This is a genomic window from Streptomyces sp. NTD107 (assembly GCF_059510435.1).
In genome coordinates, this window is record NZ_JCAJZV010000019.1 from 45,828 (window position 1) to 60,126 (window position 14,299).

At 71.2% G+C, this 14,299-nt stretch carries 6 protein-coding genes; 3 read left to right on the forward strand and 3 right to left on the reverse strand.

Annotated features, from left to right (window positions below; translation table 11 throughout):
- Nucleotides 1-71 precede the first annotated feature (71 nt).
- The 3 genes from AC5WRL_RS26310 to AC5WRL_RS26320 are packed head-to-tail and all read right to left on the reverse strand — an operon-like array spanning nt 72 to nt 1,696.
- Nucleotides 72-401: a WXG100 family type VII secretion target gene (locus AC5WRL_RS26310; RefSeq protein ID WP_496091162.1), complete on the reverse strand. Its 330-nt coding sequence runs from the start codon at nt 399-401 to the stop codon at nt 72-74.
- A 39-nt stretch (nt 402-440) separates the two neighbouring features.
- Nucleotides 441-746 (reverse strand): hypothetical protein, encoded by a 306-nt coding sequence (locus AC5WRL_RS26315; protein ID WP_496091163.1) that lies wholly within the window; start codon nt 744-746, stop codon nt 441-443.
- 41 nt (nt 747-787) lie between these two features.
- Nucleotides 788-1,696: a serine/arginine repetitive matrix protein 2 gene (locus AC5WRL_RS26320; RefSeq protein ID WP_496091164.1), complete on the reverse strand. Its 909-nt coding sequence runs from the start codon at nt 1,694-1,696 to the stop codon at nt 788-790.
- 193 nt (nt 1,697-1,889) lie between these two features.
- Between AC5WRL_RS26320 and AC5WRL_RS26325 the strand changes: the two genes are divergently transcribed.
- Genes AC5WRL_RS26325 through AC5WRL_RS26335 form a run of 3 tightly spaced genes read left to right on the forward strand, consistent with a single transcriptional unit; the run spans nt 1,890 to nt 14,293 of the window.
- Nucleotides 1,890-10,691 (forward strand): RHS repeat domain-containing protein, encoded by an 8,802-nt coding sequence (locus AC5WRL_RS26325; protein ID WP_496091165.1) that lies wholly within the window; start codon nt 1,890-1,892, stop codon nt 10,689-10,691.
- A gap of 25 nt (nt 10,692-10,716) precedes the next feature.
- Entirely contained in the window at nt 10,717-13,353 is a 2,637-nt protein-coding gene (locus tag AC5WRL_RS26330; protein ID WP_496091166.1) for a right-handed parallel beta-helix repeat-containing protein, read from the forward strand.
- Between the two features lie 13 nt (nt 13,354-13,366).
- The gene (locus AC5WRL_RS26335; protein WP_496091167.1) at nt 13,367-14,293 is read left to right on the forward strand and encodes a ricin-type beta-trefoil lectin domain protein; all 927 of its coding nucleotides are present in this window, start codon (nt 13,367-13,369) and stop codon (nt 14,291-14,293) included.
- Nucleotides 14,294-14,299 lie beyond the last annotated feature (6 nt).

A 14,299-nucleotide genomic window follows, 5' to 3' on the forward strand; every position in this document is an offset into this window, starting at 1 on the left:
GGCCCGAACGGAAGAACGGCCGCCCCCGGGGAGAAGGGGGCGGCCGTTCGCCTGGGTGGCGTGGGCCGGTCTCACCCGTCGGAGTTGTTCCTGGCTTCCTCGGCCGCCTTGTTGACGTCGTTGGCGATGTCCTGGTCGGAGTCCGCCATGCTGATGCCGAAATCTTCGAACATCTTCGCGTACTCCTCGATGTTCTTCGCCGAGGCTTCCAGCTGGTTGGTGAACTGTTCGTACGCGGCCTGCATGGCGGGGCTGGCCTTCTCGAAGACCAGACCGCCCTGGAGCAGGGTGTCGACCTGTGTCTTCAAGTTGGTCAGCTCGCTGGCGATATCGCTGAGCTTGGCCACCATCTTGGTCTTGGTGGCGGCGATTTCGTCGTAATCAAAAACGACATTGGGCACGTGGGGCTCCTTGTGCGGTGGGGCGGGGACGGTGTGGGATCAACCTGCGTTGATCTTGTCCGCCATTTCCTGGTCCATCTTCTGGACGGAGTCCTTGATCGCCTTGAACTGCTTGGCGTAGTCCTCGATGGCCCGGGCGCCGGCCACCAGGCTGGCGGTGAAGGTCTCGTACTTCCCCTGGAGGGCGGGGCTGGTGGCGTCGAGCACCAGACCGGTCTTCAGGAGGTCGTCCACCTCTTTCTTGGCCTCGTTCATCCGGGGCACCAGGGTGGCGTCGACGGCGTTGTCGAGGATGGTGCACACCCGGTCGATCTCGTCGTAGTCAAGGCTGATATTGGCTGCCATGCGTCACTTCTCCTTGTTACCGAATGGGGCGGATGGGGAGGCTACTTGACCTCTTCCCATTCGTCCTTCTCACCGCCGGCATGGGTGTATTTCTTGACCTCGTCGTCCGTGGTGACTTCCATGGTCCCCGTGCCGTCGTCGTTGAACCGCACCACGGCGACACTCTTGGTGCCGTCGCCGTAGGTGGTGGTCATCGTGTAGTCCCGGATCGACCCGCCGTCCGGGTGGGTGCTTTCGCGGACCGGCCCGTCGTACACCTGCTCCGTCTTGTACGACTGGCCGTTGTTGTTGGTGATCTCCGACGTCTGGCCGGTGATGTTGTAATCGTCGTCGTACTGGAGAGTGACCGTGATGGTGCCGTCCTCGTCCTTGTACGTGAAGGTGTCCGGCGGTGTGGCGGCCGGCTTGTCCGGCGCCTTGCCCGGCGGATCGGCGGGGTTGTCGTAATCCCGCCACGCCTCGCAGAAGCCGGGAGCGTCCTCGCCTCCGCACACCTTGTTGATGTTCGCGTCGGGGTTCTCCTCGAAGTAGTCGGTGGCCCCGATGTCTTCGAGCATCTTGTCCCAGGCCGCCTTGTCACTCTCCCACCGCTCGTAGGCGGCCTTGTCGCCCAGCCACTCGTTGAACTTGCCGCGCTGGGCGTCCGCGCCACCGCCGGTGGCCATCTTGGAGTCGGACTCGAACCAGGAGTCCGAGACCCCCTTGAAGGTGTCCGCCAGCTCGGTCAGCCCGTCCTTGGCCTGCTTGGTGCGGCTCCTGGAACGCTGGTAGAAGGTGTTGAAGGCGGCGGCCAGGGTGGTGTTCCCCAGCACCCGCCTGGCCTCGGCGGAGTCCGACCCCACGTTCTTGAAGTCGCCCTCGCCGCCGCCGTCCCCGGCCTGGTCCGCGAGGGTACGCATCCGGGTCTGCACGACCTGCAACTGGCCGTAGTCGATGGAGAAGTCAGGCACGGGGCCTCCCGGGTACGCGTGGGTCCGCTGCCCCTTCTACGCGCCGGGCACCGGGAAGGTTCAACACGACCATTGAACCGAACGCGGTGCTGTCGCGTAGTAGTGGATAGGTGTAGGGGGTGGATCGCGCCGTGCGACGATGCCGGAGCGTCCCCCGTCTCATGTGTGCCGGGCCCCAGAAGGAGTACCGCCCATGGCTCGTCCCGACGACTGGAGCGCTCTCGGGTTCTCGAAGGACCCCACCCCGGGAGATCCGGGTGCTCTGGACGACCTGATCACCTCGCAGGCGAAGCTGGTGTCGCTCGCGTCGGACATCGACGACGGGCTGACCGAGATCAAGAACACCGCCGACGGGGCGTTCGTCGGCAAGACCGCGGACGCGCTGCGGAAGATCATCGACAAGGACCTGCGGAAGTACGTCTCCTCCTTCAAGTCCGCGCACGAGAGCGTGCAGTCGGCGCTCAAGACGTATGTCGAGGTCATGCGGACCGAGCAGGGCCGCGCCGACCGGGCGCTGGAGTCGGCGGCCGGTCTGGAGGAGGACGATCCCGAGCGCGACAACCTGAAGTCCACGGCCCAGGACGCCAAATCGACGCTGGAGGACGCGGCCAACGTCGCCGCGAGGGCGATCCGGGCGGCCGGGGACAGCATCAAGTCGCCGGTCGACCCGTGTGATGAGTTCTGGAAGGCGCTGGGCATCCTGGCGATCATCCTGATCATCCCGGCGATCATCGTGGGTGGTCCGCTGGCCCTGTTCGCCATCGCGCTGAATGTCGCGCTGCTCATCAAGACCGCCGTCGACTTCGCCAACGGCAAGGGCAGTGTCACCGATCTGGTCCTGGGAATCCTGGGCGTGATCGCCCCCACCACCAGGGGCCTTTCCCTCACCAAACTGTGGGGCGGTATCTCGGCCGGGGCGAAGGGCGCCTGGGGCGGCGCCAAGATCCTGTTCGGCGCCGGCGGCAAGGGCGCGTTCACCTTCGGCGGCACCTGGCTCAGGGGCGCCAACGGCCTCTTCACCAGCATCCGGTTCTCGCCCGCCATGGGGAACCTCACCCTCAACGGCGTCAAGATCGGCAACGGGCTGAACTTCCTGAAGTTCGGCCCCGCCATGGCCAACTTCGCGGTGATCACCAACTTCGGCGCCAAGAGCTTCGTCATCATCAAGCCGGTGCTGAGCGCCATCAACGGTCTCAAGGCCATGCCCGGCATGATGTGGAACGGGCTGAAGGGCGCCCAGGGCATCCGGCTGTTCCTGCCCATCGCCGGCCACGAGATCCGGCTGGTCGGGCTGGCCAAGGCCGCCCAGATCGGCTTCATCGAGCGCGGCATCTTCGGCATGCACCGCCTGGGCCTGGACGCGGCGGGCGTGGCCGGTCTGGGCAGCAAGATCTCCGGCGCCGCCGGCGCCGGGCTGCACGCCTTCGCCCCGCCGGGCGGGGCGGGCGCGCTGGTCCGCTTCAACAACCTGGGCTTCAGCGGCGTACCGCCCGTCAATCTGCGCACCACCCCGCTCAACCCCGGTGGCCTGACCTCCGTCCCGCCGGTCTCGGTGCCCAACCCCGGCTCGCTGGTGCCCGGTGGGCTCGGCAACGGCGTGCAGTTCTCCTCGCCGCCGAGCATCAACCTGAGCCTGGCCCACCAGGGCCTCGGCGGGGTCAGCTTCGCCGTGCCCATCCGGCCCAACATGAGCGCCGTGATCGTCGATGTGCCGATCGGCGGGGCGATCGCCCCGCCGCAGCTGGGCCCGATGGTCCCCATCGTGGCCGCCCCCGGCGGCGGCGTCGTGCCGGTGCCCACCATCGGCGTCAACGCGCCGACGATCACCGTGCCCAGCAGCACCGTGAACGTACCGGCCATCTCCACCGCCACCCCGACGGTGAACGCGGTCGCCGTGCCGAACGTCTCCACCGTCACCCCGAACGTCGGGGCGGTGGGGGCGGGCACCGTGGGCGTCCCCAACTTCTCCGTGACCACCCCGAGCGTCGGCGCGGTCGGCGCGGGCTCGGTCGGTGTGCCGAACTTCTCCGTGACCACCCCCAGCGTCGGCGCGGTCGGCGCGGGCTCGGTCGGCGTACCGAACTTCTCCGTGACCACCCCGAGCGTCGGCGCCGTGGGCGCCGGCGCGGTCGGCGTCCCCAACTTCTCGGCGACCACCCCCAGCGTCGGCGCGGTCGGCGCCGGCGCGGTCGGCGTCCCCAACTTCTCGGCGACCACCCCCAGCGTCGGCGCGGTCAACGTGGGCGCCGTCAACGTACCCGGGATCTCCAACACCACCCCGGGCATCGGCGGCGTCAACGTGGGCGCCGTCAACGTACCCGGCGTCGCCAACGCGACCCCCGGCGTCGGCGGCGTCCACGCGGGCGGCATCGGGGCGGTCACCCCCTCCGTCACCACCCCCGGCGGCATCGGCCTGAACGGCGTCCACGTGCCCGTCACCGGTGCCGTCGACACCCCGGGCGGCGTCGCCGGCCTCGGCAACATCAGCACCGGAAACACCGGCGTGGGCGTCTCCCCGCCCACCCTGAAGAACGTCGGCGCGTCCTTCCAGAGCCTCCCGACGAACGTGCCGGGCCTCGACGCCCGCATCGCCGACCTTCCCGCCATCCACGCCAACACCAGCCTGTCGTCCCTGACCGGCGGCACCCCGGCCGCCGCCCACGTCAGCATCCCCGAGTTGGGCATCAATCTCTCCGACGCCGCCGCCCTCGGCCGCATCGACACCCCCGGCGTCGGCGCGGTGGGCCAGGTCACCCCACCCACCGCCACCACCCCCGCCCCCGCCCCCGGGGCCATCACCCCGGGAGCCGGCACCCCGGGCGGCATCACCCCCGGCGGCGCCCAGCTCAATCTCACCCCGCTCGGCCAGACCCCGGCCCCCGCCCCCGGCCAGCTCGCCGCCCCCGGCATCAACGCCCGCGCCGACGCGCCCACCGTGAATACCGCCGGCCTGGACCTCACCCCGCCGCCCGCCCACACCGGCGCCCTCGACGCGCCCACGGCCAACACCCACACCAACCCCGGGCCGCTCACCCCCAAGGACATCGAACTGCTGCGGAGCATCGGGCTGCTCCCGCCGCTGAACATGCCGAAGATCCCGATGCCGCACCAGAACACCCCCGTTCAGGTGTGGACGGCCACCACCACCCCCGCCGCGGTCCACACCTACCGGGGCATCGAGGGCCTGCCGGGCGTCACCATCTCCGTCCGCGAGCCGCTCAGCACCGTCAACTTCCGCGTCGATGTGACCGCCAACCCCAACAACATCCCGGGGCTGCGCGCCTTCGAGGCCCACAACGGCTCCACCCCCGTCGTCCGGGTCGAGTACGACGCGGGCGACGGCCGGATCATGCGGCAGGATTTCAACCTGACCACGCACGACCCGATCGGCGGGCCCACCGCGGTCGGCACCCCCGCCCCGGCCCGGCTCACCCCCGAGACCCCGGTCGGCGGCCTCGGCCGGACCGGCGACTTCGAGATGCATCCCGTCACCGCCACCCCCACCCCCACCCCGGCGACACCGACCCCGGCACCGACCGTGCCGCAGCCGCGCACCGTCGGGCTTCCCGGACTCTCCGGGCACCAGGTCCAGTTGCGGTTCAACGCCGAGGGACAGGTGGTGGCTGTCGCCCCGGCCGGCCCGCCGAACGGCCTGCACATCACCCGGGCGGACGCCGACGGCTTCCAGTTCGACCTGACCGTCAGCGGGCGGCAGACCGACCGCTTCACCTACGGCTTCGGCAACGACGGCGCCCCCGTACTGCGCGTCCACGACCGGGAGATCACCCTCACCGGCGGCACCTTCGGGGACACCCGGATCACCGTCCACACGGCGGACGGCACCACCAGCGTCGTCCGCCCCGGCACGGTCGGCGACGCCCGGTGGGCCAACGACTCCCTCCAGCTCTCCCCGCCCGGCGGCGGCCGTACCGTCTTCTACGACCGGACGCACACCTTCAGCCACCAGGACATCCACCTCGCGGACGGCACGCTCACCGACATCCGGTCGCTGCGCACCACCCACACCGGTGAGCTGAGCCTGATCGGGACGGACGGCCGGCCGGTCACCGGCCCCGGCCTCGGCCTCACCCCGCAGCCGGGCGGCGCACTGCGCGTCCACCACGGCGAGCAGCACCTGGTGCTCAGCCCGAACGGCGACCACACCCACAACGTGGTCACCCTCACCGGCCCGGGCGGCGCCGGCACCACCGGCTTCGTCCACCTCCCCACCCGGCCCCCGTACGCCCCGCCCGGCGGGCATCCGCTCAACGCGCAGGGCCAGGACCTCAACACCATCACCCTGGTGCGGTACGGCGCCGACGGCTTCCTCACCCGTACCGACACCCAACTCACCTTCCACGGGGCTGACGGCGCGCACACCCTCAGCGCCCCGGCGCTGCGCGGCGACGCGCTCAACGGCACCTTCCTGCGCGGCGGCACCCACCCCGCCCTGCTGGACGCCAACGGCGGCGTCATCACCACCTCCGCCGTCACCCCGCAGCCGGGCGGCTCGTTCCGCGTCCAGCACGGCGACCACCACCTCGTCCTCGGCCCGGGCCGCGACCACACCCACAACGTCATCACCCTGCGCGGCCCGGACGGCGACCCGGCCGGCTTCCTGCACCGCCCGGTCATCGACCCCGCCGCGCCGAACGCGTACCCCTCCGTCTCGCTCGGCGGCCACCCGCTGAACGCGGGCGGCACCCCCATCGACGGCCTCCACCTGGGCCGGCACAGCGGCGGCTTCCTCACCCGTACCGACACCCAGCTCACCTTCCACGGCAACGACGGCCGGTTCCTCAGCACCGCCCAGCCGCTGCCCGGCACCCCGCTGGCCGGCTTCTTCCTGCGCGGCGGCGACAGCCCGGGGCTGATGAACCCCGGTGGCAACATCGTCGGCAAGGCCACGGTCACCCCGCAGCCGGGCGGCTCGTTCCGCGTCCAGCACGGCGACCACCACCTCGTGCTGGGCCCCGGCCGCGACCACACCCACAACGTCATCACCCTGCGCGGCGCCGACAGCAACCCGGTCGGCTTCGTCCACCGCCCGGCCGGCGACCCCACCGCCCCGCTCGGCAACCAGCTGCTGAACGCGGGCGGCACCCCCGTCGACGGCCTCACCCTCAGCCGGCACGGCCAGGACGGCTTCCTCAGCCGCACCGACACCCACCTCACCGTGTACAACGCGAAGGGCGAGTTCGACTTCACGTCGCTGCGGCTGACCGGCTCCGACAACAGCCTGCGGGTGTACGACGTCACCACCCCCGCCGGTACGAACCATGTCGCCTTCGACGCGCTGGACTCGGACCTCGCCACGATCGACGACGTCCGCATCACCCCGCGCACCGACGGCGCCGGCAACCGGGTGGGCTTCCGCTACGAGAGCGCCGACGCCAAGACCATCACCTTCTACAACCTCAACGGGCGGGTGGATCTCACCGCGCAGTCCACCGTCACCCCGAACGGCACCGTCTTCCGGGTCACCGGCAACGGCGGCGCCACCTTCGACGCCATCCGGCTCTCGGACGGCGTCGACCACCGCTTCATCCGCACCGACACCCACGCACTGCTCAACGGCGACCTCAACCCGCAGCCCGCCGGCGGTTTCGGGATCACCCGGGTGGACGGCGGCGGCTACCGGTTCGAGCGCGGCCCGGACCAGGGGCTGCGCGCCGGCGAGTACAAGATCTACAACGAGAACGGCCAGCTCACCGAGGTACGGATCAACATCGTCCGGGACGGGCAGCTGGTCCCTGGCCAGCACTTCAAGGTCAGCTTCAACGCGGACATGACGGAGAACTCCTGGGTCCGGGTGCACAGCGACAACAACGTCCATGTGCAGGTCCCGGCCGGCCGGAGCGTCCCCTGGTACGACTCGGGAAACGTCAACGTCACCGGCCACGGCCACGGCGTGATCCGGCTCGACAGCTACTCCGGCGTCGAGGTGTTCTCCCGCCGCCCGATCGCCAACGGCAACGTCCTCGACGTGCACGTCTCCTCCAGCGGCGGCACCTTCGGCCTGCTCCACCAGCGGCCCCGCTGGACGGAGTTCAACGCGTCCGGCACCTCGGTGAACTTCGGCAGCCGGCACTGGGGCGAGTCCACCCGCAGCTGGTTCGACGTCTCCGACCTCACCAGCCACCGGGTGCGGCACTTCCGGGCGAACCCGGACGGCGGCAGCGTCCTCACCGACATGAATGTCTCGCCGGCCGGCCAGGGCTTCGTCAAGGGCGACCTGTGGCACCGCTACGACAAGGACTTCCGGCCGGTCGCGAGCGGCACCCGCGACTGGGGCCACGGCCGGGGCTGGACGGATACGGCCATCAACCCGCGCACCGGCGAAACCGTCGTCGTCCACGAGAAGTTCGGCCGCTTCCAGCTCACCCCGCACGATGTACGGCGGTACTTCCAGCTCGACGTCACCCCCGGCGGCGGCTTCAAGGACAACAGCTGGATGTCGCACTCGCCGGGCGGCAAGGAGATCGACCTCGGCAAGGCGCTGCCCAACGGCGGCGGCGACCTGTCCATCCAGCGGCTCGCCGAGCAGCGCCCGCCGGCGTTCTACCGCAACGTGCTCTCCCCCAGCACGTACTTCCGCACCGACCTGACCGACTTCCCCTACATCGCCAAGGACAGCCACTTCCAGGTCTCGGTGTGGAAGACCACCGATGTCGCCGGCGGCGCGCCCACCCTCAAGGGCATCTCGGCGACCAGCATGAACGGCACCATCCAGTCCATCAGCCAGGCCGGCGACCTGGTGCGCGAGTTCCGCAAGCTCGGCAACGGCAACGAGCTGACCGTCGGCGATGTGAAGATGCCCACCGGCACCACCCTGAACGGCAAGAACCTGCCGTGGTCGGAGGGCACCGGCAAGCTCCAGGGGTTCCGCACCTTCGACTCGGGCGACTTCGTCGTTCCCACGAACCTGCGGCGGCAGGACATCGCCTTCCAGGACCACTTCCGGGCCGATCAGGCGACCGACGGCGTCAATCCGTACCGGCCGGGCGGCGCCGGTGATGTCCGGGTCGCCCGGATCGGGTTCAAGGACGGCTCGATGATCGAGTACCGGCCCTCCCCCGAGGTGCGGACCGCTGACGGCGTCGTCAAGGGCAGCGGCGACCGGGACTTCACCCTCACCGTGCACTCCACGTCCGTCAACTGGACGAAGTACGACATCCACGGCAACGTCATCGCCCGCTCCGACACCTGGGGCTCCGGCGACAACGCCATCACCGTCACCTCCACGGGCGGCCCAGACGTCAAGAACCTCACCTGGCAGAGCACGGCCGCGGACGGCACGGTCACCACCGGCCCGCGGATCACCGCCAACAAGAACCAGATGGGCAAGCTGTACTGGGACCGCGAGTCGTACCAGGACTTCGCCCCGAACGGCGGCGGCCTGATCCGCGAGCACCGGATGCTCTCGGACGGCACCACCCTGGACGCCTGGCGGGTCACGGACACCGACGGCTCGGTGTCCTGGCACTGGACCAAGAGCGACCGGCACGGCAACATCCAGCCGTTCGGCGACGACGCCATCGACCGGCAGCGCTGGTGGATCGACCGCAACGGCGGCCGGCACACCGACTGGCAGCAGGACATCAGCGTCCGCTGGGAGGACATGCTGCACCGGACCGGCGACTCGCCGCTCATCGTCCAGGAGTTGCCGAAGCAGCCGCACCACGGCTCGGTCAGCGCCTGGCACAACGACGGCCCGCCGCGGGTCCGCGAGTACCTCGCCGAGCCGCCGGCCGGCGCCACCCTGGGCGGCGCGGCCCAGGATCTGCGGGTGTGGAAGGAGTTCGACAACGGCATCGAGATCCGCCGCAAGATCCAGCTGGGCGACGGCACCTGGCTGGAGAGCGACGAGTGGACCAAGGCATGGCGCCGGTACTCGGACATCGACGGGGTGCAGACCGTCATCAACGAGCGCACCATCAGCGGCTACGTCTACAGCTACGACTCCTTCGGCCGGCTGTCGATGACCGCCGGCGACACCGAACTCGGCGGGCGGATCCGCGGCCTGCTCGACAGCCTCACCCCGGACGGCGGCGCCGGTGCCGGTGCCGGTTCCGCGGTCAGCACCAGCCGGATCGGCCGGGACGTCAACTTCCTCGGCTTCGCGGCCGAGTACCGGGGCTTCAGCCGGTCCTGGCGCGAGGTCAACAACTGGGAGTGGACGCGGCCCAACGTCGGTGCCGGCGAGTCGCAGTACGCGTCGTTCATGAGCAAGGCCGCCCGCTCCCTCATCGTGGACATGGCCCAGGAGTGGATCATCGACTTCGTGGCCAGCCTGACCATCAACGGCATCATCGCCGCCGCCACCGGCAACGAGTTCAGCTGGCTGGACGTGGCCAAGGCGGCGTTCGGCGCGACCATCGCCGCCGGTGTCAAGGGCACCTTCGCGATGGGGCACTTCGCGGACAACCGGGGCGGCTCCTGGAAGGTCCCGCTCAGCCAGCGGGACGCCGGCCAGCCGGGCTTCCGGCGCCCCAACGACGACAACACCGCCGGCGAGTACATGGGCAACGAGAAGGTCACCCGCTGGCGCTCCGGCACGTACGACTGGGGCGTCGGCATGGTCTCCGGCTTCATCGGCGGCTGGATCGTCGGCGCCGCCAACGCCGCGATCTTCGGCGTCAAGGACGCGGACGGCAACCTCCACAAGCTCAGCGGCCTGGACGCCCTCCTGGAGGGCGCGGGCACCGCGATCGGCGGCGCCCTGGGCGGCCTGTCCATCGGCGCGGGCCGTACCGCGTTCATCGGCAACACCAGCGGACGCTGGAACCACCGCCAGGGCGCCTTGGACATCTTCGGCATCCCCTATCTCGGCAAGCTGGGCGACAAGGCGTTCGGCGGCCTGGTGCTGGGCCCGTGGATGCGGGAGAACTTCGGCCGCGACTGGTTCACCGGGGCCGGCGACGTCAGCGGGATCACCGTGACCGGCGACAGCGCCGACACCGGCGGGACCGACGAGAATGCGGAGACTCCGTGACCACCGAGGGAACCGACTGATACCGATGAAGCTCCTTGTCGCCCCCAAGGGCCGCGGCGCCCACCGCACCATCGGCCGCGCGCTGGCCGCCGCCGAGGCCGGCGCGGTGATCACCGTCGCGCCCGGCGAGTACCCGGAGGCGCTGCGCCTGGAGCGCCGCGTCACCCTCGAACCGCTGGCCGGCACCGGCTCGGTGATCATCCGCCCGCCGCAGGGCCCGGCGGTCTCGGTGGCCGCCGCCGACTGCGTGCTGCGCGGCCTGGTGCTGCGCGGCTCCGATCCGGCACAGCCGCTGGTGCGGGTGGAGGACGCCTCCGGGCTGACCCTGGAGGATTGCGCGCTCAGCCACGGCCGGGTGGAGGTGCTGGGTTCCCCCGGGATGCCCGCCGATCCGGACAGCGGCCCGCTGCCGCTGACCGTGGACGACGATCTGCGCGCCCAGCTGGACGATCCGGTGGCCGGCGGGGTGCTGGTGCTGCGGCACACCCGGCTGCACGGCGCGCACCACACGGCGCTGCATCTGGACGGCGACGCGCGGGCCCGGGCCGAGGACTCGGTGATCGACTCGGTGGAGGGCATCGGGGTGGTGCTGTCGGGGGCGGCGGTACTGCTCGCGGAGCGGCTGCGGGTGAGTGAGGTGTCCGGCTCGGCGCTGCGGGCCCGGGGCAACTCCCGGCTGCTGGTGCGCGATGCCCGGCTTTCGGGGGCGGGCCGGCACGGAATCCTGGTGCAGGACACGGCACATGCCCGGGTGGAGGACTGCCGGATCGACGCGGTGGCGATGTCCGGGGTGCAGCTGGATCACGAGGGGCGGGCCGAGCTGACGGACTGCCGGATCACCGATCCGGGCGGCAGCGCGCTGGCGGCGGGCGGTGCGGCGCGGCTGGCGGCGGCGGGCTGCCGGATCACCGGGCCGGCCGCCAACGGGCTGCTGGTGCTGGGGGACGCCACCGCCGAGCTGCGCAACTCGGAGCTGAAGCGTACGGGTTACTCGGCGCTGCACTTCGCCGACCGGTCCAGCGGCACGGTGCAGAGCACCACGGTCACCGGCGGCGCGGAACACGCCCTGGCGGTCACCGACTCGGCCGCCGCCGAGCTGACCGGCTGTGTGCTGGACGGCGCGGCGATGTGCGGGGTGCAGGTCACCGGCGAGGGCCGGCTGACGATGCGCGGCAGCCGGGTGGTGGGCGGCGAGACCGGGGTACGGCTCCAGTCGGCGCGCGAGTGCGAGCTGCGGGAGTGCTCGATCACCGGGCAGCACAAGGGCGGGGTGGAGATAGGGGCGGGGGCCAGGGTCACGCTGCTGGCCACCACCGTCACCCAGGTGGGCAGTGCGGGGGTGACCGTGGACTCCGGCGCCACGCTGCGGATGGAGGGCGGCGGGGTGTTCGGCGCGGGCGGCAGCGGCCTGGTGGTGTGGGAGGGCACCGAGCCGCAGGTGCGCGGGGTGCGGATCGAGCGGGCCGGCAAGAACGGGGTGCTGGTCGGGGAGAAGGCGCGCGGCGTCTTCGAGCACTGCGATGTGGCCGGGTCGCGGTTTCCGGCGCTGCACATCGGGATGGGCGCGGAGCCGGTGTTCCGGGGCTGCCGGGTCTTCGACTGTGAGCAGGACGTGGGGCTGACGGAGGGCGCGAAGCCGACGTTCGAGCACTGTGTGTCGGTGGGGGTGGCCTCGGCGCTGCTGACCGGGGGCGGTGCGGGCGGCCCGGGAGGTGGCAAGGGGCCGGCCGGCGTCGGCCCCGGCGGGCCGGTGCCCGGCAGCACCGGAGCCGGCCCGGCGGGCGGCGCCGGCGCCGAGGCCGGTGATCCGGCGGCGGAGCCGACGCTGGCGGACGCCGGCGAACCCGAGCCCGAGCCGGAGACCCTGGAGGAACTGCTCGAAGAGCTGGACGAGTTGGTGGGCCTGGGCAGCGTCAAGGGCGATGTGGGCTCGATGGTGAAGCTCATGCAGATGGTGCGGATGCGCGAGGAGGCCGGGCTGCCGGCCCCGCCGCTCTCCCGGCATCTGGTGTTCGCCGGCAACCCGGGCACCGGCAAGACCACGGTGGCCCGGCTGTACGGCAGGCTGCTGAAGGCGCTCGGTCTGCTCGGCAAGGGCCACCTGGTGGAGGTGGACCGCAGCGCGCTGGTCGGCGAGTACGTGGGCCACACCGGCCCGAAGACCACCGAGGCGTTCCTGCGGGCGCGCGGCGGCGTACTGTTCATCGATGAGGCGTACGCGCTGGTTCCGGCGGGCGTCTCCAACGACTTCGGCGGGGAGGCGATCGCGACGCTGGTGAAACTCATGGAGGATCACCGCGACGAGGTGGTGGTGATCGCCGCCGGGTATCCGCAGGACATGGACCGCTTCATCGGCTCCAACCCGGGTCTCTCCTCCCGTTTCACCCGCACCCTGATGTTCGCCGACTACTCCTCGCAGGAGCTGGTGAGCATCGTGGAGCACCACGCGGCGCGGCACCGCTATGAGCTGAGTGACGGCGCCAGGGACCGGCTGGCGGCCTATGTGGAGGCCATTCCGCGCGATGACCGGTTCGGCAACGGCCGTACCGCGCGCCAGCTGTTCCAGGCGATGACGGAGCGCCAGGCGATGCGCGTCTCCGAACTGACCACCCCCGAGGCGCAGCAGCTGATGACGCTGCGCGAAGAAGACCTTCCCCTCTGACAGGAGAAGCTCCATGCCCCAACACCCACCCCCACCCGCGTCGCCGGCCTCCGGGCAGCAGACGCGGTTCTCGGAGACGTTCGCCCGGGCCCCCGCCCGTACCCCTCGTGGTCTGCTGCCGGGCCGCCGGGTGTGGACGGCGCTGGTGTCCGGCGCGGTGCTGACCGCCGCGGCCGTGCTGACCGTGCCGCTGCTGGCCGCCGGTGTGACCAGCGGCGGCGACGCGGCACCGGTCGGCGCGGTCCGGCCGCCGGACATCGATCTGCCGCCGGTCGTCGTGGACGACGAGCCGGCGTCGGAGCCGGCGGAGGACGAGATCGAGGCCGAGGAGGACGCGGAAGCGGAGGAGGAGGCGCAGGAGCGGCAGCAGGAGCGGCAGGAGCAGCTGCCCGCGGCCCCGCCGCCGGCCGCCGATCCGCCCCCGGCGGGCGCTGACAGCGGTGCCGGCAAGGAGGAGAAGGAGGAGCAGAAGGAGGAGCAGAAGCCTTCGGGAGGCGAGGAGCCGAAGAACGACCCGCCGCCGGCCCCCGCCAACAACAATCCGTATCCCACGCGTGCGGGCGTGAAGATCACCGGCCTGGGCGGCAAGTGTCTGGATGTGGCCAACTCGCGTACCGACAACGGCACGGCGGCCACCATCTTCGACTGCAACGGTTCGAACGCGCAGAAGTGGACGTTCTATTCGGACGGTACGCTGCGCGCCATGGGCAACTGCCTGAGCCTGGTGGACGCCAAGACGGGCGACGGCACGATGGTCCACATGTGGCAGTGCACCGGCAACGCCACCCAGCGCTGGGCGATCAGTCCGAACAACGACATCGTGAACATCTCGGCGGACAAGTGCCTGGATGTGCCGTGGGCGGACTCCACCAGCGGCACTCAGGTGCAGATCGCCTACTGCTCCGGCAACGCGGCGCAGAAGTGGAACATCTCCGGCTGACCGGGC